The sequence below is a fragment of the Streptomyces sp. NPDC002125 genome (assembly GCF_053593715.1).
Genome location: NZ_JBSFDD010000032.1, coordinates 1 through 24,226, shown reverse-complemented (window position 1 = coordinate 24,226; position 24,226 = coordinate 1). Strand labels below are relative to the sequence as shown.

At 71.7% G+C, this 24,226-nt stretch carries 28 protein-coding genes and 1 pseudogene; 13 read left to right on the top strand and 16 right to left on the bottom strand.

Annotated elements, in window-relative coordinates; genetic code table 11:
* The first annotated feature begins 18 nt into the window (after positions 1 to 18).
* Both ACWCQM_RS35365 and ACWCQM_RS35360 read left to right on the top strand, forming a co-directional pair.
* Positions 19 to 795, top strand: a complete 777-nt coding sequence (locus ACWCQM_RS35365; protein WP_450919172.1) for an HAD family hydrolase — start codon at positions 19 to 21, stop codon at positions 793 to 795.
* Between the two features lie 69 nt (positions 796 to 864).
* Positions 865 to 1,962 (top strand): phosphotransferase, encoded by a 1,098-nt coding sequence (locus ACWCQM_RS35360; RefSeq protein ID WP_450919171.1) that lies wholly within the window; start codon positions 865 to 867, stop codon positions 1,960 to 1,962.
* Here the strand turns inward: ACWCQM_RS35360 and ACWCQM_RS35355 are convergent.
* A complete protein-coding gene (locus tag ACWCQM_RS35355) occupies positions 1,943 to 2,716 on the bottom strand; it encodes an ABC transporter permease (RefSeq protein WP_450919170.1) in 774 nt (257 codons plus the stop codon). The genes ACWCQM_RS35360 and ACWCQM_RS35355 overlap by 20 nt on opposite strands.
* Entirely contained in the window at positions 2,709 to 3,665 is a 957-nt protein-coding gene (locus ACWCQM_RS35350) for an ATP-binding cassette domain-containing protein (protein WP_450919169.1), read from the bottom strand. Before ACWCQM_RS35350 ends, ACWCQM_RS35355 begins: the two co-directional genes overlap by 8 nt.
* A gap of 95 nt (positions 3,666 to 3,760) precedes the next feature.
* On the opposite strand from ACWCQM_RS35350, the gene ACWCQM_RS35345 reads away from it, so the two are divergent.
* Together ACWCQM_RS35345 and ACWCQM_RS35340 are read left to right on the top strand one after the other, a co-directional pair.
* Positions 3,761 to 4,534 (top strand): TetR/AcrR family transcriptional regulator C-terminal domain-containing protein, encoded by a 774-nt coding sequence (locus ACWCQM_RS35345; RefSeq protein ID WP_450919168.1) that lies wholly within the window; start codon positions 3,761 to 3,763, stop codon positions 4,532 to 4,534.
* Positions 4,531 to 5,211 carry a TetR family transcriptional regulator gene (locus ACWCQM_RS35340; protein WP_450919167.1) on the top strand — a complete coding sequence of 227 codons (681 nt, stop codon included), beginning with the start codon at positions 4,531 to 4,533 and terminating at the stop codon, positions 5,209 to 5,211. Before ACWCQM_RS35345 ends, ACWCQM_RS35340 begins: the two co-directional genes overlap by 4 nt.
* 9 nt (positions 5,212 to 5,220) lie before the next feature.
* Here the strand turns inward: ACWCQM_RS35340 and ACWCQM_RS35335 are convergent, their stop codons facing one another.
* The 7 genes and pseudogenes from ACWCQM_RS35335 to ACWCQM_RS35305 all read right to left on the bottom strand — a co-directional run bounded on the left by ACWCQM_RS35335 (position 5,221) and on the right by ACWCQM_RS35305 (position 10,033).
* Positions 5,221 to 6,693, bottom strand: a complete 1,473-nt coding sequence (locus ACWCQM_RS35335; RefSeq protein WP_450919166.1) for an MFS transporter — start codon at positions 6,691 to 6,693, stop codon at positions 5,221 to 5,223.
* A gap of 107 nt (positions 6,694 to 6,800) precedes the next feature.
* On the bottom strand, positions 6,801 to 7,289 hold the full coding sequence (locus ACWCQM_RS35330) for a MarR family winged helix-turn-helix transcriptional regulator (RefSeq protein WP_450919165.1): 489 nt from the start codon (positions 7,287 to 7,289) through the stop codon (positions 6,801 to 6,803).
* 50 nt (positions 7,290 to 7,339) lie between these two features.
* On the bottom strand, positions 7,340 to 7,675 hold the full coding sequence (locus tag ACWCQM_RS35325; protein ID WP_450919164.1) for a deoxyxylulose-5-phosphate synthase: 336 nt from the start codon (positions 7,673 to 7,675) through the stop codon (positions 7,340 to 7,342).
* A 211-nt stretch (positions 7,676 to 7,886) separates the two neighbouring features.
* The gene (locus tag ACWCQM_RS35320; protein WP_450919163.1) at positions 7,887 to 8,228 is read right to left on the bottom strand and encodes a hypothetical protein; all 342 of its coding nucleotides are present in this window, start codon (positions 8,226 to 8,228) and stop codon (positions 7,887 to 7,889) included.
* Positions 8,221 to 8,745: pseudogene (locus ACWCQM_RS35315) on the bottom strand (GNAT family N-acetyltransferase); the annotation flags it as partial. The gene ACWCQM_RS35320 and the pseudogene ACWCQM_RS35315, both read right to left, overlap by 8 nt.
* Positions 8,746 to 8,832: 87 nt before the next feature.
* On the bottom strand, positions 8,833 to 9,426 hold the full coding sequence (locus tag ACWCQM_RS35310) for a DinB family protein (protein WP_450919162.1): 594 nt from the start codon (positions 9,424 to 9,426) through the stop codon (positions 8,833 to 8,835).
* A gap of 85 nt (positions 9,427 to 9,511) precedes the next feature.
* On the bottom strand, positions 9,512 to 10,033 hold the full coding sequence (locus tag ACWCQM_RS35305) for an ATP-binding protein (protein WP_450919161.1): 522 nt from the start codon (positions 10,031 to 10,033) through the stop codon (positions 9,512 to 9,514).
* A 164-nt stretch (positions 10,034 to 10,197) separates the two neighbouring features.
* On the opposite strand from ACWCQM_RS35305, the gene ACWCQM_RS35300 reads away from it, so the two are divergent.
* From ACWCQM_RS35300 to ACWCQM_RS35285, 4 genes are all read left to right on the top strand, one after another.
* The gene (locus ACWCQM_RS35300; protein ID WP_450919160.1) at positions 10,198 to 11,031 is read left to right on the top strand and encodes an SDR family oxidoreductase; all 834 of its coding nucleotides are present in this window, start codon (positions 10,198 to 10,200) and stop codon (positions 11,029 to 11,031) included.
* Positions 11,032 to 11,221: 190 nt separating this feature from the next.
* Positions 11,222 to 11,731 (top strand): helix-turn-helix domain-containing protein, encoded by a 510-nt coding sequence (locus ACWCQM_RS35295; protein ID WP_073743591.1) that lies wholly within the window; start codon positions 11,222 to 11,224, stop codon positions 11,729 to 11,731.
* Positions 11,732 to 11,759: 28 nt separating this feature from the next.
* Complete coding sequence (locus ACWCQM_RS35290) at positions 11,760 to 12,422, top strand: hypothetical protein (protein ID WP_450919159.1); 663 nt, start codon at positions 11,760 to 11,762, stop codon at positions 12,420 to 12,422.
* Between the two features lie 127 nt (positions 12,423 to 12,549).
* Positions 12,550 to 12,888 (top strand): DUF2516 family protein, encoded by a 339-nt coding sequence (locus ACWCQM_RS35285; protein ID WP_450919158.1) that lies wholly within the window; start codon positions 12,550 to 12,552, stop codon positions 12,886 to 12,888.
* On the opposite strand, the gene ACWCQM_RS35280 is transcribed toward ACWCQM_RS35285, so the two are convergent.
* The 3 genes from ACWCQM_RS35280 to ACWCQM_RS35270 form a co-directional block, all read right to left on the bottom strand.
* Positions 12,870 to 14,219 carry a PP2C family protein-serine/threonine phosphatase gene (locus ACWCQM_RS35280; RefSeq protein ID WP_450919157.1) on the bottom strand — a complete coding sequence of 450 codons (1,350 nt, stop codon included), beginning with the start codon at positions 14,217 to 14,219 and terminating at the stop codon, positions 12,870 to 12,872. The genes ACWCQM_RS35285 and ACWCQM_RS35280 overlap by 19 nt on opposite strands.
* A gap of 299 nt (positions 14,220 to 14,518) precedes the next feature.
* Positions 14,519 to 15,595, bottom strand: coding sequence for an NlpC/P60 family protein (locus ACWCQM_RS35275; protein ID WP_450919156.1), 1,077 nt, complete (start codon positions 15,593 to 15,595; stop codon positions 14,519 to 14,521).
* A 346-nt stretch (positions 15,596 to 15,941) separates the two neighbouring features.
* A complete protein-coding gene (locus ACWCQM_RS35270; protein ID WP_450919155.1) occupies positions 15,942 to 16,727 on the bottom strand; it encodes a class I SAM-dependent methyltransferase in 786 nt (261 codons plus the stop codon).
* A 208-nt stretch (positions 16,728 to 16,935) separates the two neighbouring features.
* Here ACWCQM_RS35270 and mshA point away from each other — a divergent pair, with 208 nt between their 5' ends.
* On the top strand, positions 16,936 to 18,285 hold the full coding sequence (gene mshA / locus ACWCQM_RS35265; protein WP_450919154.1) for a D-inositol-3-phosphate glycosyltransferase: 1,350 nt from the start codon (positions 16,936 to 16,938) through the stop codon (positions 18,283 to 18,285).
* 97 nt (positions 18,286 to 18,382) lie between these two features.
* Positions 18,383 to 18,889: a YbjN domain-containing protein gene (locus tag ACWCQM_RS35260; RefSeq protein ID WP_450919153.1), complete on the top strand. Its 507-nt coding sequence runs from the start codon at positions 18,383 to 18,385 to the stop codon at positions 18,887 to 18,889.
* 51 nt (positions 18,890 to 18,940) lie between these two features.
* Here ACWCQM_RS35260 and ACWCQM_RS35255 read toward each other — a convergent pair whose 3' ends face one another.
* On the bottom strand, positions 18,941 to 19,936 hold the full coding sequence (locus ACWCQM_RS35255) for a phosphotransferase family protein (RefSeq protein WP_450919152.1): 996 nt from the start codon (positions 19,934 to 19,936) through the stop codon (positions 18,941 to 18,943).
* A gap of 228 nt (positions 19,937 to 20,164) precedes the next feature.
* Here ACWCQM_RS35255 and ACWCQM_RS35250 point away from each other — a divergent pair, with 228 nt between their 5' ends.
* Positions 20,165 to 20,944 (top strand): hypothetical protein, encoded by a 780-nt coding sequence (locus ACWCQM_RS35250; RefSeq protein WP_450919151.1) that lies wholly within the window; start codon positions 20,165 to 20,167, stop codon positions 20,942 to 20,944.
* Here ACWCQM_RS35250 and ACWCQM_RS35245 read toward each other — a convergent pair.
* On the bottom strand, positions 20,913 to 21,869 hold the full coding sequence (locus ACWCQM_RS35245; protein ID WP_450919150.1) for an EamA family transporter: 957 nt from the start codon (positions 21,867 to 21,869) through the stop codon (positions 20,913 to 20,915). The two genes, ACWCQM_RS35250 and ACWCQM_RS35245, sit on opposite strands and share 32 nt — an antisense overlap.
* Positions 21,870 to 21,944: 75 nt before the next feature.
* Here ACWCQM_RS35245 and ACWCQM_RS35240 point away from each other — a divergent pair, with 75 nt between their 5' ends.
* Positions 21,945 to 22,457, top strand: a complete 513-nt coding sequence (locus ACWCQM_RS35240; RefSeq protein WP_450919149.1) for a MarR family winged helix-turn-helix transcriptional regulator — start codon at positions 21,945 to 21,947, stop codon at positions 22,455 to 22,457.
* A gap of 45 nt (positions 22,458 to 22,502) precedes the next feature.
* Here ACWCQM_RS35240 and ACWCQM_RS35235 read toward each other — a convergent pair whose 3' ends face one another.
* Together ACWCQM_RS35235 and ACWCQM_RS35230 are read right to left on the bottom strand one after the other, a co-directional pair.
* Positions 22,503 to 22,745 (bottom strand): hypothetical protein, encoded by a 243-nt coding sequence (locus ACWCQM_RS35235; protein ID WP_073743609.1) that lies wholly within the window; start codon positions 22,743 to 22,745, stop codon positions 22,503 to 22,505.
* Positions 22,742 to 22,990 (bottom strand): hypothetical protein, encoded by a 249-nt coding sequence (locus ACWCQM_RS35230; protein WP_073743611.1) that lies wholly within the window; start codon positions 22,988 to 22,990, stop codon positions 22,742 to 22,744. The genes ACWCQM_RS35235 and ACWCQM_RS35230 overlap by 4 nt, the downstream gene beginning before the upstream one ends.
* A 618-nt stretch (positions 22,991 to 23,608) precedes the next feature.
* On the opposite strand from ACWCQM_RS35230, the gene ACWCQM_RS35225 reads away from it, so the two are divergent.
* Positions 23,609 to 23,959, top strand: a complete 351-nt coding sequence (locus ACWCQM_RS35225) for an ankyrin repeat domain-containing protein (protein WP_450919148.1) — start codon at positions 23,609 to 23,611, stop codon at positions 23,957 to 23,959.
* The last annotated feature ends 267 nt before the right edge of the window (positions 23,960 to 24,226 follow it).

Genomic DNA, 24,226 nt, shown 5'->3' with positions numbered 1-24,226 from the left:
CCCGAAGGAACCGCTGACGTGAGTGTCCGGCGCGATGCCGCCCCCTCCGCTGCCCGGATGTCCGGCCCGTCCTCGGTCCTCGCGGCCGCGGAATGCGTCCTCCTCGACTTCGACGGTCCGCTGTGCCGGCTCTTCGCCGGCCGCCCGGCCGAGGGAGTGGCGGCGCGGCTGGCCCGCGAACTGCGCGATTTCGGCTGCGACCCCGGGGTGGCCGCCGACGGGACCGACGACCCCCTGGCCCTGCTCCAGGCGGTCGCCAAGCATTACGGGGACGGCCCGGTGACGGTCCACGCCGAGCGCTGCCTCACCGCCGAGGAGGTCGAGGCGGCGGCCAGTGCGACCCCGACGGAGCACGCGCTCGACCTGATCGGTGCGCTCCACGCCGGTGGCTGGCGGCAGGCGGTCACGACCAACAACTCCCCGGCCGCCGTCGTCCGGTTCCTCGGCCGTCACGAGCCCTCCCCACTGGCACACGAGCACATCCACGGGCGTACGTCCGATCCCGCGCTGCTCAAGCCGGACCCCCACTGCCTGGTCCGCGCCCTGGAGTCGACCGGTTCGGCCGCGGCGGCGGCCGTGATGATCGGGGATTCGCCTGCGGACTGCCTGGCCGCGAAGGCGGTCGGTGTACCGTTCATTGGCTATGCGGTGACCGAGGACAAGCGCCGCGCCCTGGTGGACGTGGGGGCAGGCTGGACGGTGCCTTCGCTGCGGGGTCTTGTGGAAACGGCACGGCAGCGCGTGCAGTTGAGGGAGCCGGGAGCGGGAACGCTGCCGGTCGGTGCCCGAAGGTAGCGGCAGGGTCTGCCCGGGGGTCACCGGCCGGTGACCGCGCACGGCCTTTCACGGTCGAGGGAGCAGGCGGTGACAGTCGACACCACGACGGACGTGCGCGAGTATCTGGGCGTCCGTCCCGGCCAGTCGTACGGCGGGACATTGATCGAGGGTCCGTTCAGAGGCCACTACCGCGAGACATACGTCTTCCCGCTGCCGGGCAGATCCCTGCGCTGCAAGGTGCACGAACCGCGCTCCGAGCTCTTCCGGTTCGACCGCAGGTGCTTCCTCTCCGAGGACCGGCTGCTGCTGGACCTGAGCGGCCGGGTCAGCCGGATCCCCGAGATCGTCGTGCTCGACGAGCACGTCCTGCTCCAGGGGTTCATCGAGGGGCGGACGCTCGGCCGCGGCCCGGCCGGAGCGCTCTCCGCGCACCATGCCGGGCAGCTGGGTCAGCTCTTCGCGGAGCTGGTGGCCCTCGACGCCGGTTCGGTCGGCGGGCAGCGCGTCTGCGCACGCGCGGACCATCCCGCCGACGGGGACACGGGGGCGTTCCTGGACGGCCTGGCCACCTTCACACGGGACCAGGTCCACCGGCGCCACGTCGACCGGTTCGGCTCGCTGTTCCATGAACTCGGCGTGCCGGAAGGGGCCCTGGACGGCATCAGGCGCAGGGCGCGGCTGCTCACGGACCGTCCGTTCACGCTGATCCACGGGGACCTGCACCGGCTGAACCTCATCGTGGACGCGGCGGGCGACCTCTGGACCATCGACTGGGAGCTGTCCATGGTCGGAGACCCGCTGTACGACCTCGCCACGCATCTGCACCTGATGCGGTACTCCCCCCAGGAGGCCGGGCGGATCGCCGGGCTCTGGGCAGGCGCGGTGGGGGCCGTGCGGCCCGAGTGCGCGAAGGGGTGGCGCGAGGATCTGGCGACTCTGCTGGCGTACAAGCGCGTCCAGTCCGTCTACACCGATGTGATCCGTGGCGCCATCGCGCTGGAGCAGCCGGGAGCCGGGTCCGCCCCGGCCCGGCTCCCGGTGACCGCGCACCGCGTCCGCGAGGTGCTGTCGAGGGCCCGGGTGCCGCTCGGTCTCGATCCGGTGCCCTCGCTCCGCGGGGTGATGGCCGCCTATGCCCGTTGGCTCCACGGGCAGTCCGCGGGTGTCACCGCGTCCGCATCCTGAACAGCGCGCCCGACAGGACCACCGCCACCAGCAGGGTTCCGGCCGCCCAGGACAGCGCGATCCAGGGGGCGTTGCCCACCGGCTGGTCCAGCAGGAGGCCGCGCAGGGACTCGATGGCGGGGGTGACCGGCTGGTGGTCGGCGAAGCCGTGGAGCCAGCCGGGCATGCTGTCGACCGGGACGAACGCGCTGCTCGGGTAGGGCAGGAACGACATGAAGAAGGTGAATCCTCCGGCCGCCTCCGGGGTGCGGGCGAGCAGGCCGATGGCGGCCGAGAGCCAGGACAGGGCCACGATGTACGCGAGCAGCACGGCGCCCACGGCGAGCCAGCCGGCCGGGGTGGCGGCGGGCCGGAAGCCGATGAGCAGGGCGACGGCGAAGACCAGCGTGGTGGAGACGAGATTGCGCACGGTGCTGGCCACGACATGGCCTGCCAGCACCGGCGTTCCGCCGATGTCCAGGGAGCGGAAGCGGTCGATGATGCCGCCCTTCATATCCTCGCTCACCGCGACCGCGGTGGTGGCCGAGCCGAAGCCGGCGCAGAGCAGCAGGACGCCCGGGACGACGTACATGACGTACGAGTCGTGGGCGGCGCCCGTGTCGATCGCGCCGCCGAAGAAGTAGACGAAGATCAGCATCAGCATGATCGGCAGCATCATCGAGGTGATGACGGCGTCGATGTTGCGGCGGCTGATGAGCAGGCCGCGTCCGGTGAGGACGGTGGCGCGGGTGAGTGCTCCGGGTGCGTCAGACATGGGCCGGCGCCTCCGTCCCGGTGGTGAGGGCGAGGAACACGTCGTCGAGGGTCGCGCCGTGCAGGGAGAAGCGCGAGACGTCGGTGCGGTGCGGGTCGATCTCGTCGAGCAGGGCCCGCACCTGGGCGGCGCTGCCGTCGGTGGGGATGCCGAGCGTGAGCGTCTCGGGGGAGTGGTGGACGGCGCGGCCGGCGAGCCGCATATAGGCCTCGCGGCCGGTGAGCACGAGGTCCAGACGGTGCCCCGCGACGCGTGACTTCAGGGCGTCCGGGGTGCCCTCGGCGACGATCCGGCCCCCGTCCAGGACGGCGATGCGGTCGGCGAGCTGATCGGCCTCCTCCAGGTACTGGGTGGTGAGCAGCACGGCGGCGCCACGGCCCGCGAGGTCGCGGACCACCTGCCAGAGCTCGCGGCGGCTGCGCGGGTCGAGCCCGGTGGTGGGCTCGTCGAGGAAGAAGACGCCGGGCTCGGGCGATCCGACCAGCCCGGCCGCGAGGTCCAGGCGCCGCCGCATGCCCCCGGAGTACGTACGGGCCTGACGGCGTGCCGCGTCGGTGAGGTCGAAGCGTACGAGGAGTTCCTCGGCCCGCTGCCTGGCCCGCGTGCGGCTCAGGCCGGTCAGCCGGGCCATCATCCGCAGGTTCTCCTCCCCGGTCAGCGTCTCGTCGACGGCGGCGAACTGCCCGGTCAGGCTGATCGCACGGCGGACCCGGCGCCGGTCGGCGACGACGTCGTGCCCGGCGACGCGCGCCGTGCCGGAGTCGGGAGGGGTGAGCGTGGCGAGGATGCGCACGGTCGTGGTCTTGCCGGCTCCGTTGGGGCCGAGCAGCGCGTGGATGCCGGCGCGTGCGACCTGAAGCCCGACACCGTCCAGGACACGGACCCGGGCGCCCGGTTTCCCGTAGGACTTGGTCAGGGCGTGGGCCTCGATCATGACGTCGGCGTTCATGGTGATCCCCCTTTGCGTATGGCGTACGCGTTACTGCGTAAGCATTACGCATAACTAGGATGGTGGCAAGCCACTACAGGGGAAGGCGGCTTCGGGTGACGGAGAACGACGACGTGGCGGGCGGTACGGGCCTGCCGGCGAGCATCGAGGCCGCGTGGGGGCTGCGGGAGCGTCCGGTGAAGGGTCCGAAGCCCGGGCTGTCGCTGGACCGCATCGTCGCCGCGGCCGTGGCGGTCGCCGCGTCGGAGGGGATCTCGGCCGTCTCGATGGGGCGGGTCGCCAAGGAGCTCGGCGCCTCCACGATGTCGCTGTACCGCTACGTCTCCGCCAAGGAGGAGCTGTACGTCCTCATGCAGGAGGCGGTGATGGGCGAGCCCTCGCCCCTGCCCGCGCTGGAGGAGGGCGCGGGCTGGCGGGAGGGGCTGAGCCAGTGGGCGTGGGCCCAGCGCCGGATGTTCCACCGCAATCTGTGGTCCCTGCGCATCCCGATCGCGGGCCCCCCGGCCAGCCCCCATTCGGTCGCCTGGTGGGAGCAGGGCCTCCAGGCGCTGGAGGACAGCGGGCTGAGCGAGGGTGACAAGATCTCCGTCATCCTGCTGGTCTCCGGCTTCGTGCGGAACGAGGCGCTGCTGATGAGCGACATCGCCGCCGCCGTCGAGGCGAAGGGCGTACCGGCCCAGGAGGTGATGGCGCAGTGGGAGCGGACCGTGAAGCGGCTGGTCGACCCCGTACGCCACCCCGCGCTGTCGAGGCTGCTGGCCACCGACATCATGAGCCAGCCCGACGACGCCGACTACGAGTTCGTCTTCGGGCTGGACCGGGTGCTCGACGGGGTCGAGGCCCTCATCAGGAAGGGCGCGCCGTCATGAGCACCCCGAAGCCGGGCCTGCGTGAACGCAAGAAGCAGTTGACCTACGAGGCGGTGTCCGAGATCGCGATCGCGATGTTCCTCGAACGCGGCTTCGACAAGGTCTCGGTGGCCGAGGTGGCCGCCGCCGCCGACATCTCGAAGCCGACGCTGTTCCGGTACTTCCCGGCCAAGGAGGACCTGGTCCTGCACCGGTTCGCCGACCACGAGGACGAGTCGGCCCGCGTCGTCGCCGGGCGTGCCGAGGGCACCACGCCGCTGGACGCGTTGCGCGGGCACTTCCTGGACGGCCTGGACCGCCGGGACCCGGTGACCGGGCTCTGCGACGTGCCGCAGGTGCTGGCCTACCTCCGCATGCTGTACGGGACTCCGTCGCTCGTCGCCCGCATGTTCGCCTACCAGCGGCGCTCCGAAGCGGCGCTCGCCCGCGCGCTGGACCCCGCCGGTCCGCTCCCGGCGCGTCTCGCGGCGGGTCAGATCGTCGTCGTACTGCGGATTCTCGCGGAGGAGAACTGGCGGCGGATCGACGAGGGGGAGAGCGCGGACGAGGTCCACGGCGACGCGGTGGCGGCGGCCGGGCTGGCCTTCGGGCAGCTGGAGCGGGGGCTGTTCGCCGAGGGCCCCGGCCTGGCTGAGCGGGGGTGGAGCCCGGCCGGCCCCGGCGGTGCGCGGGGCTGAGGGCTGTCCTCAGAGCTCGGCCGGCTCCGTGCGGCGGGCGGGACGCAGGACCAGGAACGCCACGGCGAAGGCGGTGACGAGCAGGCCGGTGCCGATGGTGAAGGCGAGCTGGTAGCCGCCGGTCAGGGCCTCGGCCCGGCTGTGGCCCTCGCCGAGCAGCCGGTCGGTGCGGGCCGCCGCCAGGGTGGTGAGGACCGCGACGCCGATGGCCATGCCGATCTGCTGGGTGGTGTTGAAGAGCCCGGACGCGAGTCCGGCGTCGTCCTTGCCCGCGCCGGACATGCCAAGCGAGGTCAGCGCGGGGAGCGCGAGCCCGAATCCGGCCGCGAGGAGCATCACGGGGAGCACGTCGGTGGCGTATCGGGCGTCCACGGGGATGCGGGTGAGGAAGCCGAGGGCGCCGATCAGCAGGGCGATCCCGGACAGCAGGACGGTGCGCTCGCCGAAGCGGGTGTTCAGCCGGGCCGAGACGCCCAGGGAGACGCTGCCGATGACGACGGCCGCGGGGAGCAGGGCGAGGCCGGTCGCGGACGCGCCGTATCCGAGGACGTTCTGAAGGTGCAGCGCGACGATGATCTGGAACGAGAACAGGGCGGCGACCATGAGGGCCTGGACCAGATTGGCCCCGGCGACGCTCCTGGAGCGCAGGACGCGCAGGGGCATCAGGGGGGTCCGGGCGGTGGCCTGGCGGACGACGAAGCCGGCGAGGAGCACGAGGGAGACGGCCCCGAGGCCGAGCGTGTGCGTGGAGACCCAGCCGTGCTCCTCGACCTTGACCACGGTGTAGATCCCCAGCATCAGCCCCGCCGTGACGAGCGCGGCCCCGATGACGTCGGCCCCGGCGGCGAGCCCGATGCCCCGGTCGGCGGGCAGGACCCGGCGGGCGACCAGGAGGGCCACCACGCCGATCGGCAGATTGATGAAGAAGATCCAGTGCCAGCTGAGCGCGTCCGTCAGGAGCCCGCCCAGCACCTGGCCGATGGACGCGCCCGCCGCCCCGGTGAAGGCGAACACGCCGATGGCCCTGGCCCGTTCGCGGGGCTCGCTGAACAGGGTGATCAGGATGCCCAGGCCGACGGCGGATGCCATCGCGCTGCCGACGCCCTGGAGGAAGCGGGCGCCGATGAGTATCGCGGGGGTCGTCGCCGCGCCCGCCAGCAGGGAGGCGACCGTGAACACGGCGGTCCCGGCGAGGAACATCCGGGTGCGGCCGAGCAGATCACCCAGCCGGCCGGCGAGCAGGAGCAGGCTGCCGAAGGCGATCAGATAGGCGTTGACCACCCAGCTGAGCCCGGCGGAGGTGAACCCGAGGTCGCGCTGGATGGTGGGCATCGCCACGGTCACGATGGAGCCGTCGAGCGTGAGCGTCAGCATGCCGGCGGCGATCACCCCGAGGGCGAGAGCGCGGGTGCGGGCGTTCGGTTCGGTGGCGCCGGTCTGCTCGGACGTGCCTGAGGCATTGCGCGGTGCGTCAACGGACATCGGTCTTCTCCTGTCGAATGGCTCAACAGGAGCGACCGTAGCAGATGGTTTTGTTGCAGACTATATTTTACGAACCTTCCGCGGCCGGTTGTCCCGGCCGCCCGGGGCTACCTCTGGCCCTGCCGTGCCCGCCGTACCGGACGCGGGTTCTCGACGGGCGTGGCCAGATGGTCCGTGGCCAGCAGGCCGAGGGCGCGCAGCAGGACCTCGCGGTCGGCGTCGGGCAGTGAGCCCAGGGCGTCCTGGTGCACCTGGTCGACGATCTTCTGGCTCCGCGCGGCGATCACGGCCCCCTCCTCGGTGACGGCGATGATCCGCGCCCGCCGGTCGCGGGTGGAGGGCCTCCGCTCGGCGAGCCCCGCCTCCTCCAGAGCGTCCACGGTCACCACCATCGTGGTCTTGTCCATGTCGCCGATCTCCGCGAGCTGGATCTGTGTCCGCTCCTCCTCCAGGGCGTGGACCAGGACGCAGTGCATGCGCGCGGTCAGCCCGATCTCGGCGAGCGCCGCCGCTATCCGGGTCCGCAGGACATGGCTGGTGTGGTCGAGGAGGAAGGACAGGTCGGGCGCGGTGCGTGCGGGGGTCAGGGCGGTCATGCCCGCCAGCGTAGCAATTCGTACCGTGGCGGATCGTCCCGAAGGGGACGTTATCGGGAGGGCTGCCACTGGACCAGGACCCGGGCGAACGGCTCGCCCGAGGACTCCGCGTATGCCATCCGCTCCTTCACCTCGCGCAGCGTGCGCGGGCGGTAACCCGGGCCACCGCAGCAGCTCTTGTGGAAGCGGACGCCCGCGTTCAGCAGCACCGAGAGGGTGCGCCACGCCGCGGTGTCCCGCCGCCGGGGAGCCGCGAAGGCGGACCCGACATGGATCAGCGCCCCGGCGCACCGGGGGCAGACGCGGTCCGGCCGCTCCCTGTCGTACGGCTGCTTGTACGAGGCCCGGCAGGGCAGACAGACGAACGAGGTCTTGGCGTGGGGCATGCGGTCAGGGTAGAGCGCGGCGGGTCGGCTGTTCGACCGGTTTTACGGGGCCTGCGGCCGGGTCCTGCGGCCGGTCCTGCCCGGGCCCGGGCACCGCTCGGCCGGTCCTGTCCGGGTCCCGGTCCTGCTCGGCCGGTCCTGCCCGGGCCTGTCCGGGTCCCGGCCATGCTCGGCCGTCAGCCCGTTCTGTCCCGGCGCCGCCCGCCCGGCTTCAGCCCCCGGCCCGGCGCCCGCGCCACAGACGTCCGGCGCGGCGGCGCAGTCCCGGCCGGCGGCGCCGAGGGCCCTCCTGCGGTGACGGCCCGGCGGCGCGGCCGGACTCCCACGGGCGGTCGGGCGAGAGCAGGGGCGCCTTGCGGTCGGCCTGCGCCCGGATCTCGTGGTGGGCGTCGTGCGCGGTGACCCTGAAGGCCTCGTCGTAGGAGGCCAGCGCCGCGGTGATGGCCGCGCCCGCCGCGCCACGCCGCCGGACGCGGGACGCCAGCCATCCGAAGAAGGCCATGACGGCGCCGAGCGCGCAGACGGTCACCAGCAGGGGCAGGAGGTCACTCATGGACCCGACACGCCCCGGGGCCCGCGGCGCCCTCGTGAAGGGGCGGCGCTTCCCCGCCGATCCGCTTCTCGAACCAGAGGTGGGCGTACGGCTCGTCGTTGAAGGCGGGCACCTCCTGGAAGCCCGCGGAGTGGTACAGCCGGATCGCCGCGTCGAGCGCCCTGTTGGTGTCCAGGCGCAGCACGTCCTGCCCGAGCGCGGCGGCCCGCGCCTCCAGTTCGTGCAGGAAGCGGCGGGCGAGGCCGAGGTTCCTGGCGTGTGGGGCGACCCACATGCGCTTGACCTCGGCCGGAGCGCCCGCCGGCAGCTTCAGCCCGGCGCAGCCGACCGGCTCTCCGCTCAGCCTGGCCACCAGGAACACACCGCGCGGGGGCCGGAGTTCACCCGCGTCGGGCAGCAGGCTGCGGGCGGGGTCGAAGCCCGTGTCGAAGCGCTCCTGGAGTTCGGCGAAGAAGGAGTGCAGGCAGTGCCGGGCGTCGGGATGATCCGGGTCGACGGCGTCCAGCGTGACGCCCGCCCGTTCGGCGGCGACGCCGTGGAACTGCCGCGCCGTGCGGATGTCGTCCATGGCCATGCCCCGACCATAGTCGGCCGACGCCCGGTGTCACCTGCCCCCGTCGGCCTCGCGGGCCGCCTGCTCCACCCTGTTCCGGTGCCTCTCCCAGGACGCGGCGTCGCCCGGCGGGATGCTGTCGTTGTTCTTGCTCATCCCCACGGCGCCGTCGATGAGCTCCCGGAGGATGTCGGCGTGCCCGGTGTGCCGGTGCGTGTCGGCGATCACGCGTACGACGGCGTGGTGCAGCGTCACCTGGTCCCGATGGCTCGGCCACCACGGCACCCTGCCGACCGTGTCCAGCGCCAGCGCGCCGATCGTCGCGTCGGAGTGCGCCCAGGCCCGGTGGTAGAGCCCCACGATCTGCTCCCGCGACTCGTCGGCGGTGGCCCACATGTCCGCGTTGTCCTCGGCCCCCTCCTCGACCCAGGGCAGGTGCTCACCGGACGGCCGCCCGAAGGTGTCGCCGAGGTACCCCAGCTCCACACTGGCCACGTGCTTCACCAGGCCGAGGAGGTTGGTCCCGGTCGGAGTCAGGGGGCGTCGGCTGTCGTACTCCGAGAGCCCTTCGAGCTTCCACAGCAGGGCGTCGCGGGCGGACTGGAGATAGAAGAGGAGGTCAACTTTGGCGTCCGGTGAGGTCATGCGGCAAGTCTGCCGATGGACCGGCGCCTGTCCACCGGCTTTCCTCACGCCGGACTCAGCCCTTCGGCTTTTCCGTACGCCGGACTCAGCCCTTGACGGCATCCGCGATCCGCCGGGCGGCCTGTGCGGGCGTGAGGCGGGTGGTGTCGACGACCTCGGCCTCGGCGTGCAGCCAGGTGCGGGCCGCCTCGGCGTACGGTTCGAGATGGTCGAGGCGGAAGGCCGAGGGGCCGAGCTCGGTGTCGCCCTCGATGCGCCCGCGAAGGGTGTCCTGGTCGGCGTGGAGGACGAAGTGCCGTACGGGGATACCGTGTTCGGCGAGGCCGGTGCTGATCTCGCGCCAGTACCGCTCGACCAGGACGGTCATCGGCATCACCAGGGTGCCGCCGGTGTAGTCGAGCACATGGCGGGCCGTCTCGACCACGAGCGGCCTCCAGGGCGGCCAGTGCTGGAAGTTGCCGGTCCAGGGCAGCCCCGGCGTGATGTCCATGAGCGTCTCACCGACCTTCTCGGCGTCGAACACCCGTGAATCCGGGATCAGTTCCCGCACGAGCGCACCGGTCGTCGTCTTGCCCGCCCCGTGAGTGCCGTTGAGCCATACGATCATGGGCCCGACGATAGCGGTGCGCGGGTCCGCGGGTCCGGCCGCGGCGGAGACGGGGGCACTGTCGTCGGCCCGAGGTGGTGGGGCTGATTCCTTGACCCCGAGCGAGGTTGAGGTTCTAGCGTGCGGTGGACGTGATGACCGGCTGACGACAGGAAGAGATGACGATGATCCTCGTGACCGGCGCGACCGGGAACATCGGAAGTGCTCTGCTGAGGGACTTGCAGGCGGCCGGGGCCGCCCCTGTTCGAGGTCTGACGCGTGATGCGGGACGGGCTTCGTTCGGCGCCGGGATCGAAGCCGTCGAGGGCGATCTCAAGCAGGCGGACTCTCTGAAGGCCGCGTTGGAGGGAGTGCGCTCCCTGTTCCTGTTGTCGGGCATGGGCGCGGAGGCGGAGATCCTCGCGGCTGCGCGGCAGGCAGGCGTGGAGCATGTGGTGCTCGTGTCGTCGATCACGGTGCAGAGCCATCCGCACCTGCGCGCGGCCGGCGAGAAGCTAGCCCTTGAGCGGTTGCTCAAGGACAGCGGCATGGCCTGGACCGTACTGCGGCCGACGCAGTTCGCCTCGAACACCCTGTGGTGGACGCAGTCGATTCGCGACCAGGGGGTGGTCAGAGCACCGTATGCGGACATCGGTCTCCCGGCCGTCCACCCTGCGGACATCGCGGCGGTGGCCTGTGCGGCGCTGACCGAACCGGGCCACCAGGGGCGGACGTACGCACTGACCGGGCCGGAGTGCGTCACGGTCCGACGGCAGGTCGCGGCCATCGCCGCGGCGCTGGGGCGGGAGGTGGCCCTCATCGAGATCAGCCGGGAGGAAGCCCACCGGCAGATGGCTTCCTTCATGGGGGTCGAGGACGCGGATGCCGTCCTCGACCTGATGGGCGGGGACGTCAACGACGAATTGCTGAAGGTGCGCGACACCGTCTCCCGGGTCACCGGGTCGGCGGCCAGATCGTTCCAGCAGTGGGCGTCGGAGAACGGTGCCGCCTTCCGTTGAGACCGCGTCCTCACCGCCGCCGTACAGGCCGGACGAGACGGGGACGTGTTTGGCTGCCGCCTCTCGTCCGGGCCCGGCGGCTGGTCCGGCATCGAGGGGCCGCGCGGCCCGTCACCCGTGCTCCATGGCGTGGAACACTTTTGCAAGCAGGCGCTTGCAAAAGTTAGCAAGGGTGGGGCAGTATCGAGTCATGGCATCACTCAACGTCGGCAATCTCGGCGAGTACCTGCGTGAGCAGCGGCGTACCGCGCAGCTCTCCCTGCGGCAGCTCGCCGACGCCGCCGGAGTGTCCAATCCGTATCTCAGCCAGATCGAGCGCGGTCTGCGCAAGCCGAGTGCCGAGGTGCTCCAGCAGGTCGCGAAGGCCCTGCGGATCTCGGCCGAGACGCTCTATGTACGGGCCGGGATTCTCGATGAGCGGGAGCGGGACGAGCTGGAGACGCGGGCGGTCATATTGGCCGATCCGTCGATCAACGAGCGGCAGAAGAACGTTCTGCTGCAGATCTACGACTCCTTCCGCCGGGAGAACGGTTTCGATGTCGTGCCCGACACCGGCCCCGAGTCCCACGGTGCCGTGGACGCGGAGAGCAGAATCGATGCCGACGCGGAAAGCGGTGCCGGTGAAGCGAACGGTGCCGGTCCGGATGCCCGCGGCCCCCGTACGGCCGACGGCAGTGATGCAGACCCACCCCTGAACTGACTTCTGATGATCCGGGAGGACCACAGTCATGGCCATCACCGATGACCTGCGCAAGACCCTCACCGACCCGACCCCTCTCTACTTCGCCGCCGGCACGGCCGACCTCGCCGTGGAGCAGGCGCGCAAGGTCCCGGCTCTGATCGAGCAGCTGCGGGCCGAGGCGCCCGAGCGGATCGAGGCCGTGCGCAACACCGACCCCAAGGCGGTTCAGGAGCGCGTGGCCACGCAGGCCAAGGAGGCTCAGGCCACCGTGCAGGCGAAGGTCAGCGAGGTCTTCGGCGCGCTGGACACCGACCTGAAGAAGCTGGGCGAGAGCGCTCAGGACCTCGCGCTGCGGAGCGTCGGCGTCGCCGCCGAGTACGCGGTGCGCGCCCGGGAGACGTACGAGAAGGTCGCCGAGCGCGGCGAGCACACCGTGCGGACCTGGCGTGGCGAGACGGCCGACGAGATCGTGGAGATCGCCGCTGTCGTGGAGGCCGAGCCGAAGTCCGTGCCGAAGCAGAAGTCCGAGGCCGCCAAGCCCGCGACCGCCGTGAAGCCGGCGCCCGGCGCGAAGCCGGTGGCCCCCGCGGCCAAGAAGGCCGCGCCCAAGGCCGCCGAGTCCAAGGCCGCGCCCGCCACCCCGGCGAAGAAGACGGCGCCCGCGCGGAAGCCCGCGGCGAAGAAGACCACCCCGCCCTCCGCGAAGTAGGCGCGGGAGGCCCTACGCGGCTCCGGGATTGCCGGGACGGGGAGCCGGGCACCTTTCGGGGTGCCCGGGTCGTTGTCCCGGTACCTTGGCCGCGAGGCGCTCATCCACTGACTAGGCGGTGCTCACCGTGTTGCTCGAAGCTTTCGGCTCATTTCTCCAGCTGCTGTACCTCGCCATGCTCGTGCTGGCCGTGGTCGCGCTGGTCTTCGCCGTGACAGCGCGCGAGGACGCCTACCGGGCCGCTGACAAGCAGAAGAAGTCCTTCTGGCTGATCATCCTCGGGATCACCGTCTTCGTGAACCTCGTCATCCCGATCCTGTTCCTGCAGATCGCGGGCGTGATCGCGTCCATCGTCTTCATGGTGGACGTGAAGCCGGCGCTCAAGGCCGTGTCGGGCGGGGGCGGCGGCCGGCGCGGAGGCTCCAGCAGCGACGGACCGTACGGCCCCTACAACGGCGGGCTCTGAGCGCCCACGGCCGAGGCGGCACCGGGGCGGGAGCGCGAGGCGTTCCCGCCCCTTCGGCGTATTTGGGCCTCGTCGCGTTCCAGCAGGAGGACCGCCACGTCGTCGGTCAGCTCGCCGCCGTTCAGCTCCTGCACCTGGGTGACCGCGGCCTCCAGCAGCGCCTCGCCGCCGAGTCCCTGGTCCAGCCGGCCGTTGACCATGGCGACCATGCCGTCCTGGCCGAGCCGCTGGGTGCCCTCCTGCCCGACGCGGCCTTCGATCAGCCCGTCGGTGTACATCATCAGGCTCCAGGAGCCGCCGAGGTCGACCTGCCGGCGGGGCCACCGGGCGTGCGGCAGCAGACCGAGGGCCGGGCCGCCGTCCTCGTACGGGAGCAGATGCGCCGCCCGGCCCTGGCGGGCGATCAGCGGTGAGGGGTGGCCCGCGATGCACAGTCCGGCGCGGCGGCCGTCGGGGGCGATGTCGACGGTGCAGAGGGTCGCGAAGATCTCCTCGCTCTGCCGCTCGTGCTCCAGGACCTGCTGGAGCGTGGAGAGCAGGTCGTCGCCGCAGAGCCCGGCCAGGGTCAGCGCCCGCCACGCGATACGCAGCTCGACGCCGAGTGCCGCCTCGTCCGGGCCGTGCCCGCAGACGTCGCCGATCATCGCGTGGACCGTGCCGTCGGGCGTGCGGACCGTGTCGTAGAAGTCCCCGCCGAGCAGCGCGCGGCTGCGGCCGGGCCGGTAGTGCGCCGCGAAGGCGAGGTCGGAGCCGTCCAGCAACGGGGTGGGCAGCAGCCCGCGCTCCAGCCGGGCGTTCTCCTCGGCGCGCAGCCGGGACTCGGTCAGCTGGTGCTGGGCGATGTCCGCGCGTTTTCGCTCCACGGCGTACCGGATGGCGCGGCTGAGGAGGCGCCCGTCGAGCTCGTCCCGGAAGAGGTAGTCCTGCGCTCCGACCCGTACGGCCTCGGCGGCCCGCTCGGCGTCGTCCTCGGCGGTGAGCGCGAGGACGGCGTGCTGCGGCGCGATGCGCAGGACGTGCTTCAGCGTGGCCAGTTCGTCCGGCCGCGCGGTCCCCTCCTCGCGGCCCTCGGTCCGCCCGCCGTGGGACGGGGCGGTCAGTTCGAGGTCGAGGTCGAGCAGGATGCAGTCGACGTCGTCGGTGAGCAGCCGGCCGGCCTCGGTGAGGTTGCGGGCGGTGCGGACGCGGATACGCGCTCCGGTCGTGGACGACAGCTCGGGAACGGTGAAAGTGCCCGCAGGGTCGTCCTCGATCACCAGGAGTGTGAGGCCGGCGCCATGAGTGGTCTCCGCAGCGGGAACGGCACGTTGCTGCGGTACGGGTACGGGCATCGGTTCGGGTTTCCTTCCCTCCCCCCGAGGGCGCGGCGGGACGACGATCGACGACCCGCCGTCCGGGACGATAGCGGTCAACGGCGGGGGAACGGAATGGCGCCCGGCGATCATCCTGTGTCATATGCGCGGCCATAAGCCGCGTCCCACCACGGATCCGGCCTGATGCGTCCGCACGAAACGGACAAGGGGTCATGACAAACATCACGCGCCGGACACGGCCCGCACACATCTGCCGAGCCGGCTCCCGCGGCGGGGTGCGGCCCGCGTCACGGAGCCCGGCGCAGGCGCCCGGACGCCTACTTGTCCGGCCGGACCACACCGAGGATCTGCATCGAACCCGCACCCGCCAGCGTGACATGGCGTCCCGGCCGGGGGGCGTGGACGATCTGGCCGTCGCCGACGTACATCCCGACGTGGCTGGCGTCGCTGTGGTAGATGATCAGGTCGCCGGGGCGCATGTCCTGGATCGGGATGCGCGGCAGCTGCCGCCACTGCTCCTGCGACGTCCGGGGGATCGGCCGCTTCGCGGCGGCCCAGGCCTGTGACGTCAGCCCCGAGCAGTCGTACGAACCGGGGCCCTCGGCTCCCCAGACGTACGGCTTGCCTATCTGGGCCGTCGCGAAGGCCAGCGCCTGCTTGCCGCTCGCGCTCGCGTCGCGGTTGATGTCCTTGAGCGCGCCCGAGGAGAGCCAGGCGGCCTGTGCCGTGGACGCCGCGTCCTTCTCCAGCTGGAGGAGCCTGGCCCGCTCCTCCTCGGCCAGCTCCGATTCGAGCTTCTTCGCCGCCGCTATCTGCGCGTTGATGCTCTTCTTCGCCTTGGCCTGCTTGACGCGGTTGGCCTCCAGCTTCTCCCAGTTGAGGCTGGCGTCCTGGGTGTACGTCTCCAAGTCGCTCTGCGCCTGGGTGAGCTCGGTCAGCATCCCCTTGGTGGCCTGCTGGCTCTGCCTGGCCTGGCCGATGCCGTCCAGGAAGAGGTCCGGATTGCCGCTCAGCATCAGCTGGGCGCCCGGGGGCAGTCCGCCGTTGCGGTACTGCTCGCGGGCCTGCGCGCCCGCCCTGTCCTTCAACTCGGCGATCTTCGCCTGGCCGTCGGCGATGGCCTTGGTCAGCCGGACGATCTCGCCGGACTGCTTGTCGGCCTGCTCCTGGGCGAGGTTGTACGCGTCGGTGGCGGCACCGGCCTTGCGGTAGAGGGTGTCGATCTCCTCGCGGACCTCTTCGAGGCTCTTCTTCCCGGTGGCGGGCGCGGCGGGGGAGGTGGCCGACGGGGTGGGCTCGGGGACGGGGGCGGCCATGGCCTGGACCGGCGCGGTGAGTACGGCCAGTGCGCAGACCAGGGTGATCGCGGCAGCGGCACAGTGGCGTCGGTTCACAAGCTCCCCCTCGGGCGAAAGGCCATGAAAGCCAGATCGCGGACATGTGACTTACCGTCAGTAACGTTTGACCGACGACGCGATCGTGCCATGTTGCCCCGTAAAGCAACAGTGGTCCGCGTCACCCGTCTCGTCACACAGGGGGACGAACGGTGATCCGCAGGTGTTCCCGGGCCGGGCATCCGATTCGGGGCGGGCGGCCGACGCCGGTGTGCGCCGGGCGGGTGGCGCGGGCGTGCGCCGGGCGGGCGGCCCCAGGTGCGCCAGATGGGCGTGAGGCGCGCCCCGGCGCAGGCCCGTCCGTCTCGGCGCGCCCCCGTCCGCCTCAGGCGCGCCCCCGTCCGTCTCAGTGCGCCCCCGGGCGCAGCGCGGACCACCGCACCGTGAGCTCTCCCTGCCGCCATCGCCGTACGTCGTCCGTCAGCGGCCAGTCGGCGGAGACCGCCCGCACCGCCGCGATCCAGCGCTGCCGTGCGCCGAGCGAGGCGTACGGGGACGCCGTGGCCCAGGCCCGGTCGAGGTCCCTCAGGAAGGCGTGCACCGGTTCGCCCGGCACGTTGCGGTGGATCAGTGCCTTGGGGAGGCGCTCGGCGAGGTCCGAGGGGCGTTCCAGGGAGCCGAGCCGGGTCGCGAACGTGACCGTGCGCGGGCCCTCGGGGCCGAGCGCGACCCATACGTGCCGGCGGCCGATCTCGTCGCAGGTGCCCTCGACCAGGAGCCCGTCGGGCGCCAGCCGCGCGCACAGCCGCTGCCAGACCGCGGCGACCTCGACCTCGTCGTACTGGCGCAGCACATTCGCGGCCCGGATCAGCGCCGGCCGGCCGGCCAGGGGGATCTCGAAGCCGCCATGCGTGAAGGTGAGCCCCTCGCGCTCGTACGGCCGCGCCGCCGCGACCCGCTCGGGGTCGATCTCGATGCCCACCACCGCCGTGCGCGGCTCGACCGTGCGGAGCCGCTCCAGCAGTTCCACGGCGGTCCAGGGCGCGGCGCCGTAGCCGAGGTCGACCGCGACGGGGGAGTCGCTGCGGCGCAGGGCGGGCCCGTGGGTGGCGGCGATCCAGCGGTCCATGCGGCGCAGCCGGTTGGGGTTGGTGGTCCCGCGGGTCGCGGTGCCGATGGGGCGCTGGTGCATGCACAGGAGCGTATGCGAAGCCCAGGAGGGTACTCGCGAGGAGCGCGGAAGCGGATCAGCCGGGCGGGCGGGAGGGCCGCAGGCACGCCCGGGAGGAACGTAATGATTTGGCAAAGCGGAAATGAAAGGCAGCGTTCCGCTGTTCTGGCCCTTCGAAGGGCGCGTGTGCCCTGTACGTGTCATGCCCTGAGCGAGGAGGAGCGGACCCGTGAGCCAGTACGTCTCCCGGCTCGGCAGCAGCCGTGCGGCACCCCGTCTCCGCTTCCCCGGCGGTTTCTCCGGACACCGCAAGCCGCGCCGGGTCGCCATGCTCTCCGTGCACACCTCGCCCCTGCACCAGCCGGGCACCGGTGACGCGGGTGGCATGAACGTCTACATCGTGGAGCTGGCCAAGCGCCTCGCCGCGATCGGCATCGAGGTCGAGATCTTCACCCGGGCCACCACCGGCGGTCTGCGCCCGACGGTGGAGCTGGCGCCCGGCGTCCTGGTCCGCCACATCGACGCGGGACCGTACGAGGGCCTCGCCAAGGAGGAGCTGCCCGCGCAGCTCTGCGCCTTCACGCACGGCGTGATGCAGGCCTGGGCCGGGCAGCGCCCCGGCTACTACGACCTGGTCCACTCCCACTACTGGCTCTCCGGCCAGGTCGGCTGGCTCGCCGCCCAGCGGTGGGGCGTTCCCCTCGTCCATGCCATGCACACCATGGCGAAGGTCAAGAACGCGGCGCTCGCCGAAGGCGACACCCCCGAGCCCGCCGCCCGTGTCATCGGTGAGACGCAGATCGTCCACGCCGCCGACCGGCTCATCGCGAACACCGCGGGCGAGGCCGACGAGCTCATCCGCTTCTACGACGCCGACCCGGCGTCGGTCGCCGTCGTGCACCCCGGGGTCAACCTGGACCGCTTCCGCCCCGCCGACGGCCGCGCCGCGGCCCGTGCCCGTCTGGGGCTGCCGCAGGACGCCCTGATCCCGCTCTTCGCCGGCCGCATCCAGCCGCTGAAGGCCCCGGACGTGCTCCTGCGGGCCGTCGGCGTCCTCCTGGACCGTGACCCCTCGCTGCGCTCGCGCATCGTCGTGCCGGTGGTCGGCGGCCCGAGCGGCAGCGGGCTCGCCAAGCCGGAGGGGCTGCAGAAGCTGGCGGCACGGCTGGGCATCGCCGACGTCGTACGGTTCCATCCGCCGGTCGGGCAGGACCAGCTGGCCGACTGGTTCCGCGCGGCGTCCGTGCTGGTCATGCCCTCGTACAGCGAGTCCTTCGGGCTCGTCGCCATAGAGGCCCAGGCGGCGGGTACGCCCGTGGTCGCGGCTGCGGTGGGCGGTCTGCCGGTCGCGGTGCGGGACGGGGTCAGCGGTTTCCTGATCCCGGGCCATGACCCCGAGGCGTACGCACAGGCGCTCGGCCGGTTCGCGGACAGCGCGGAGCTGGCGGGCCGGATGGGGGAGGCCGCGGCCGCACACGCGCAGTCGTTCGGCTGGGACACGGCGGCGTCGGCCACCGCCGATGTGTACACGGCGGCGATGGTGGACCACCGGCGCCGCGCCCGCTCGCACCACGGCTGAGACGCAGGGCGCGCCCGCTCGCACCATGGCCGGGGCGAAGGGACGCGTCCGTTTCCGCCACGGCCGGGCGGAGGGCACGTTGTCGTACGCTCGCACCATGGCTGACGTATCCGAGGAAGCAGCAGCGGCGCAGGTCATCGAGGCGACGCTCGACGACGCGGAACTCGAATGGGAGAGCCCCGAGCCCGGCAACTACGTAGTGAAGCTGCCCGGCACCCGGAAGCTGTCCACGACGTGTTCCCTGCTCGTCGGACAGCACTCCCTCTCCCTCAACGCGTTCGTCATCCGCCACCCCGACGAGAACGACGCGGCCGTGCACCGCTGGCTTCTGGAACACAACCTCCGCCTTTTCGGGGTGAGTTACGCGATCGACCAGCTCGGCGACATCTACCTCGTCGGCAGACTCCCCCTGTCCGTCGTCACGCCCGACGAACTCGACCGGCTGCTGGGCGTGGTCCTGGAGGCGGCGGACGGCGCGTTCAACCCGCTGCTGGAACTGGGCTTCGCGACCGCGATCCGCAAGGAGTACGCCTGGCGCGTGGAGCGCGGCGAGTCCACCCGTAACCTGGACGCCTTCGCGCATCTGACCCAGCGCCCGTCCTGACCGCCTCTCTTGACCCGGCGCCCGTCCTCACCACCGCCGGACGTGCCGCGCTCAGACCCCGCCCGAGGCCACCTCGTCGAGCGCCGCGACGAGACGCGGTGCCACCTCCCGCCATGTCCAGGCCAGGCCCTCCGCGTCGGTGCCCCGGGGCACCGTCTCAGTCAGCATGATCAGGTAGAGGTAGCTGCGGTAGAGGTTGAGCCGCCTTCGTACGGACGGGGTGAACGCCAGGGGTTCGGGCGCCGTGGACGCGTAACCGGCGAGGAAGTCCGTGTCCGCCTCCGGGTCGCCGAGCAGGGTGGTGGAGACGAGGTCGGCGACGGGATCGCCCCAGAACATCCGCTCGCCGTCGATGATCCCGCCGAAGCGCCGGGCACCCGGCTCGCCGGTCAGCAGCAGGTTTCCCTGCCAGAGGTCGAAGTGCACGAGCGCGGGCCGGACCACCTCGTCCAGCACGTCCGCCGCCCCCGCGAGCACCTCGCGCACCCGGGCCACGGGCAGCGGCAGCCTCGCGCCGTACCTCTCCGCGTCGGCCAGTACGGCATCCGTCATCGCGGTGAACGCCTCGCGCCAGGTCGCTGCGAGCGGCCCGAAGGGCTCGGCGGGATACCCGAAGCCGGCGGTACCCGTCACGCCGTGCAGCCGCCCGACGATCCGCCCGAACCCGTTGCGCAGGACACGTGTCTCACTGTCCGTCAGTGAACCGGCGATGTCGGACCAGGGGCGCCCGGGGAGCGCGGTCATGACGACGTACGCGCCGGCAGGGGCCGAGGGGTCGAGCTCGCTGTGAACGACCACCGGGAGCGCGCCCCCGGCCAGGCCCGCGGCGGCCTCGTAGCACGTCACCTCGTTGGTCAGCAGCCGCTGTTCGTAACCCATCCCGGTGCCGTGTCCGGGGGGGATCTTCACCACCCAGTCCCTGCCGTCCTGCAAGGTCACCCGGGTCACGGTGTTGTACGTGCCTCCGCTGAGCACTTCGCGGGAGGCGATCTCGCCGGGCTCGACCCCGACGGCACTGAGGACGGCTGCTGTCGAGTCGATGGACACGGCGTCAGCTCCTCTCCGGCTCGTCACCCGGCGGGCGGCCCGGTCCCACAGCCGCTTCACAAGGTGATCACAGTAAAGTCACGTTCACATTCCGTGACCGTTCAGGCCGATCATCGGACTGGTGTCCGATCGTAGAGTGTGTCGCACTGTGACGCTCCTTCCGCGACCGGCCTGAATCGCCCACCGGGGGAGGGCTGTTGCTCCTTCGGACCGAGAGATGAACGAACCATGCGCGCCACCGCCGTACGCCGTACCGCCCTCGCCGCCGCCGTGGCGTCCCTGACCCTTCTCGCCACCGCGTGCAGCGGCTCGGAGTCCGACGCCCAGGGCGACGGCGACGCCTCGGGAGCCAAGGATTCCTCCTCCGCCAAGCCCGCGGCGGTCAAGGCCCTGACGACGGCCGAGCTGGAGAAGGCCTCGCTGGAGCAGGGCGACGTCGCGGGCCACAAGATCACGAAGACCGGCCCGGAGGACATCGGCAAGGCCGAGGACGTCACGGTGGACAAGAAGGAGTGCGAGCCCATCGGTCACGCCTTCTACGGCGTGAAGCGCGGCGAGCCGGTCGGCAACGCCGGGCGCAAGGTTGTCGAGGAGCCCAAGAAGGACGAGGCCGCCGACCCCGAGGACGCGCTCGCCGGGATGCTCGACATCACCTCGTCGCTGGTCACCCTCGCCTCGTACGACGGTGGGGGCGCGGCCGAGAGCCTCGCCGAGCTCCGCGAGTCCGCCGCGGCGTGCGCCGAGGGCGGCTTCACCCTGACGATGAAGGGTTCGAAGCAGAAGGTCACCAAGCTGACCGAGGAGAAGGTGACCGGCGGCGAGGAGGCCCTCGCGTGGCGGGTGCAGATGGGTGAGGGTGACGCCGTGGCTCCCTTCAAGCTCGTGAGCCTGCGCCAGGGCGGAACGGTCGCCACGTTCTTCTCCTTCAACCTCGGCAAGACGGGCGCGGACGCGGACTTCGACGTGCCCACCGCGGTCATCGACGCGCAGGTCGGGAAGCTCGGCTGACCCGGACGCGGTGAGGGGGCGGGGGCCGGAGGGACGGCTCCCGCACCTTCGTCGTCCGGGGGCGGGCGAGGAACACGGCGACGACGACGATCAGCGCGCCGCCGAGCTGCACCGGGGACAGGGTCTCGTCCAGGACGAGATAGCCGAGCGCCATCGCGGTGAGCGGTGACGCGAAGCCGAGCACGGACACGGTCAGCGCCGGCAGCCGCTCCACGCCCCGGAACCACACCGCGTAGGCGAGCAGGGCGCCGATCAGCCCGAGATAGGCGAAGCCGGCGACGTTACGGCCGTCGACCGAGCCGGGCAGCCCTTCACCGATCAGGGTGACGGGCAACAGGAGGATCCCGCCGAAGCTCAACTGCCAGCCCGTGAACGTCAGTAGCCCCACGCCGGGCGGGCGCCCCCAGCGCTTCGTGAGTACGACGCCGGCCGCCATGCTCACCGCGCCCAGGAGCCCGGCGCCCACGCCCACCGCGTCCAGACCCGCGCGGGGCGTCAGGGCCAGCAGGCCGACCCCCACGATGCCCAGCGCGCAGGCGGCCGCGTGCGTCAGCGTGATCCGCTCCTTCAGCAGCAGCGCCGACAGGGCGAGGACGACCGTCGGCTGTACGGCCATCACCAGGGCGGCCACTCCGCCGGGCAGGTGATAGGCGGCGACGAAGAGCAGATAGAGGAAGGCGCCGATGTTCAGGGTGCCGAGGACGGCGGCACGCCACCACCAGCTTCCGCGTGGCAGCGTCCGGCCGATGGCGAGCAGGATCAGGCCTGCCGGCAGGGCCCGGACCGTGGCGGCCAGTAACGGTCGGTCGGGCGGCAGGAATTCGGTGGTGACGAGATAGGTGGAGCCCCAGACGAGCGGGGCCAGGGCGGTGAGCGCGGAGTCGGCCGCGGTCCGGTCGGCCGGGGAGCCTGAGTCCTGGGTCATGGCTGGACCGTAGCGTTTTTGCTTAGCGCTAAGCAAGTAGATAGCTCAACGCTAAGCTAAAGATATGCTGGGCCCATGAGTGACCATGTGGACCGCGTGCTGGCGCAGTGGGCGGAGCAGTGCCCTGAGCTGGACTCCTCGTCGATGGGCGTGTTCGGGCGCATCAAGCGGCTGGCCCGGATCGTCGAGGCGGAACAGCGCGCGGTGTTCGGCGCGCACGATCTGGACCCCGCGGCGTTCGACGTCCTGGCCACGCTGCGGCGCAGCCCGGCGCCCCACCGGCTGACCCCGGTGGAGCTGATGCGGTCCGCCATGGTCACGTCGGGCGCGATCACTCAGAGGCTGGACCGGCTGGAGGAGCGTGAACTCGTCGTACGCACCCGTCGCCAGGAGGACGGCCGCAGCGTGCACGTCTCGCTCACGGCGGCGGGCAGGGAGCTGATCGACCGCGCGCTGGTGGACCATGTCGAGAACCAGAACCGCCTGCTGTCCGGCCTCACCGAGGAGCAGCGCGACCAGGTCGCGGGCGATCTGCGCGGCCTGCTGGAATCCCTGGGCGACACGGACCGCCAGGTCAGGCTGGGATGAGGCCCCGCCTCACGGCAGCGGTACGAGCCTCCGTCAGGCCCCGGCTCACGGCAGCGGTACGAGCCTCACGACGGTGACCGTCAGCACGGTCCCGGAGACGTAGTAGAGGACGATGGCCCCGGCCACGGTCGCCTCGCGCCGGTCGCGTTCGAGCTTGACGGCGGTCGAGGCGTGTCCGTAGGGGTCCAGACCCAGGGTGCGCGCCATCTCGTCCCGGAACGAGTCGCCGTCGCGCATCTTGGCCAGGGTGTCGTCGGCGGGCGGTGCGTAGGAGATGCGGAAACTCAAGCGACGTTCCGCCTCTCGGCCTCGTCCTGCGCCAGCCGGTCCAGGATCTGCTCGGCCTCGGGGTCGGGTACGGACTCGAGCATCCAGTGGCGCATCACGGCCTGGATCTCGTGCACCCCGGCCTCGTTGATCGCCTGGTCGAACTCCTCGCGTCTCTCCTCGGGGAGCGCGGCGCGGATCGCCGGAATGCTGTTGGGCACCTCGACCTCGGTGCCGCCGACGAAGGTCCTCAGAGACTCGCCCATGATCGTTCTCCCCGATCTCCTTGCTCTCCACGCCCTGCCGGCCCCGTACCGTCGGGGGTGTGTACCTGGGTAACGGGCGGGTGTGGAGGTCACGTTAGTGGGTGCCGCCGAGGGAGGGGACCACGCCCTGCCGGGCGGGATGAGCGGCACTGCGGCCCCGCTCCCCGAACCCGCTTGCGTGGAGGGCCACATGACCGCGCGCTGGTGCGATGAGCCTCCACGATGGGGGGCTTCTGACCAAGCTCCTATCAGGTCATGTTCCGCCCGGCCGGAGCCATGAGAACAGATCCCGGCGGTCGGACAGAACAACTTGAAGACAGCCCAGCAGGACGTCAGTCAGTGCCCGAGCCACGACCACCGGAAACTGAGTATCAGCATCAATGTCAGTGCCATCCCCTAGGGTCGCAACCGCGCGGTCGGCTCCGGGGGCTCCAGCCCTGAAAAGAATGGTTGCATCCCCGGCCTGTACGGGGGCGGTCCGGAGATTTTGTCCGGGACCTAACCGACGACCGGGCTTTGTCGATGGCCAGCAACAGGCCCCGCCAGAGCCGACCGCGCACCGTGCCTCCCCGCTGCTTCTCTCCGGGGCGGGCACGCCGGGCTGGTTGAATCGCAGGCGTGACGAACTCCGCAGTTGAGCGCTACGAGATGTCCGCCGTGCACCTGGCGGTGGAGTCGGACGACCTCGCGGAGCTGACGCGTCTTCTGGACGCGGGTGCCGACCCGAACGAGCTCGACGATTACAGCGGCTGGACCCCTTTGCTCCGGGCCATCGACAGCGAAGCAGACGGCGCAGTCCAGACCGGAGCGCCGCTGCATGCTGCCGCGACTGCGGTCCTTCTCGCCTATGGGGCTGACCCTGAACGCGCCTCGCGCGAAGGGCTTACCCCGAGACACCTTGCCTTCCAGTCACGACACGAGATGGCCGTGCGGCTCATTGAGGCCCACACCGGCCGGCGACGCGGGTGAGTGCCGCGCTTCGCTGGTTGCCCGCGTCCTCGGCACCCGCATCCGCCGCTGGATCTCGCACGTCTGAGGGCCTGTTGGGCAATTTGCGGGCCTACAGACGTTCCAGCGCACCACATAGCCCCCCGCCCCGCGGAAAACCGCAGGGTGGGGGCTATTTCAGCTATGCTTACTTCTGAGCTTGTTCCGCTTTGACGGACACCTTTGGTGTGGTGGTCAGGCTGCGAGTGCGGTCTCGTACTCGGCGGGGCTGAGGTAGCCGAGGCTGCT

Bases quoted from the DNA above. Each gene is read 5' to 3' on its own strand.
- ACWCQM_RS35355 (WP_450919170.1), bottom strand. From the start codon at position 2,716: ATGTCTGACGCACCCGGAGCACTCACCCGCGCCACCGTCCTCACCGGA.
- ACWCQM_RS35335 (WP_450919166.1), bottom strand. From the start codon at position 6,693: ATGTCCGTTGACGCACCGCGCAATGCCTCAGGCACGTCCGAGCAGACC.
- ACWCQM_RS35290 (WP_450919159.1), top strand. From the start codon at position 11,760: ATGGCCATCACCGATGACCTGCGCAAGACCCTCACCGACCCGACCCCT.
- ACWCQM_RS35270 (WP_450919155.1), bottom strand. From the start codon at position 16,727: ATGCACCAGCGCCCCATCGGCACCGCGACCCGCGGGACCACCAACCCC.
- ACWCQM_RS35325 (WP_450919164.1), bottom strand. From the start codon at position 7,675: ATGCCCCACGCCAAGACCTCGTTCGTCTGTCTGCCCTGCCGGGCCTCG.
- ACWCQM_RS35280 (WP_450919157.1), bottom strand. From the start codon at position 14,219: ATGCCCGTACCCGTACCGCAGCAACGTGCCGTTCCCGCTGCGGAGACC.
- ACWCQM_RS35295 (WP_073743591.1), top strand. From the start codon at position 11,222: ATGGCATCACTCAACGTCGGCAATCTCGGCGAGTACCTGCGTGAGCAG.
- ACWCQM_RS35240 (WP_450919149.1), top strand. From the start codon at position 21,945: ATGAGTGACCATGTGGACCGCGTGCTGGCGCAGTGGGCGGAGCAGTGC.
- ACWCQM_RS35250 (WP_450919151.1), top strand. From the start codon at position 20,165: ATGCGCGCCACCGCCGTACGCCGTACCGCCCTCGCCGCCGCCGTGGCG.
- ACWCQM_RS35310 (WP_450919162.1), bottom strand. From the start codon at position 9,426: ATGACCTCACCGGACGCCAAAGTTGACCTCCTCTTCTATCTCCAGTCC.
- ACWCQM_RS35300 (WP_450919160.1), top strand. From the start codon at position 10,198: ATGATCCTCGTGACCGGCGCGACCGGGAACATCGGAAGTGCTCTGCTG.
- ACWCQM_RS35320 (WP_450919163.1), bottom strand. From the start codon at position 8,228: ATGAGTGACCTCCTGCCCCTGCTGGTGACCGTCTGCGCGCTCGGCGCC.
- ACWCQM_RS35230 (WP_073743611.1), bottom strand. From the start codon at position 22,990: ATGGGCGAGTCTCTGAGGACCTTCGTCGGCGGCACCGAGGTCGAGGTG.
- ACWCQM_RS35340 (WP_450919167.1), top strand. From the start codon at position 4,531: ATGAGCACCCCGAAGCCGGGCCTGCGTGAACGCAAGAAGCAGTTGACC.
- ACWCQM_RS35330 (WP_450919165.1), bottom strand. From the start codon at position 7,289: ATGACCGCCCTGACCCCCGCACGCACCGCGCCCGACCTGTCCTTCCTC.
- ACWCQM_RS35350 (WP_450919169.1), bottom strand. From the start codon at position 3,665: ATGAACGCCGACGTCATGATCGAGGCCCACGCCCTGACCAAGTCCTAC.
- ACWCQM_RS35305 (WP_450919161.1), bottom strand. From the start codon at position 10,033: ATGATCGTATGGCTCAACGGCACTCACGGGGCGGGCAAGACGACGACC.
- ACWCQM_RS35260 (WP_450919153.1), top strand. From the start codon at position 18,383: ATGGCTGACGTATCCGAGGAAGCAGCAGCGGCGCAGGTCATCGAGGCG.
- ACWCQM_RS35245 (WP_450919150.1), bottom strand. From the start codon at position 21,869: ATGACCCAGGACTCAGGCTCCCCGGCCGACCGGACCGCGGCCGACTCC.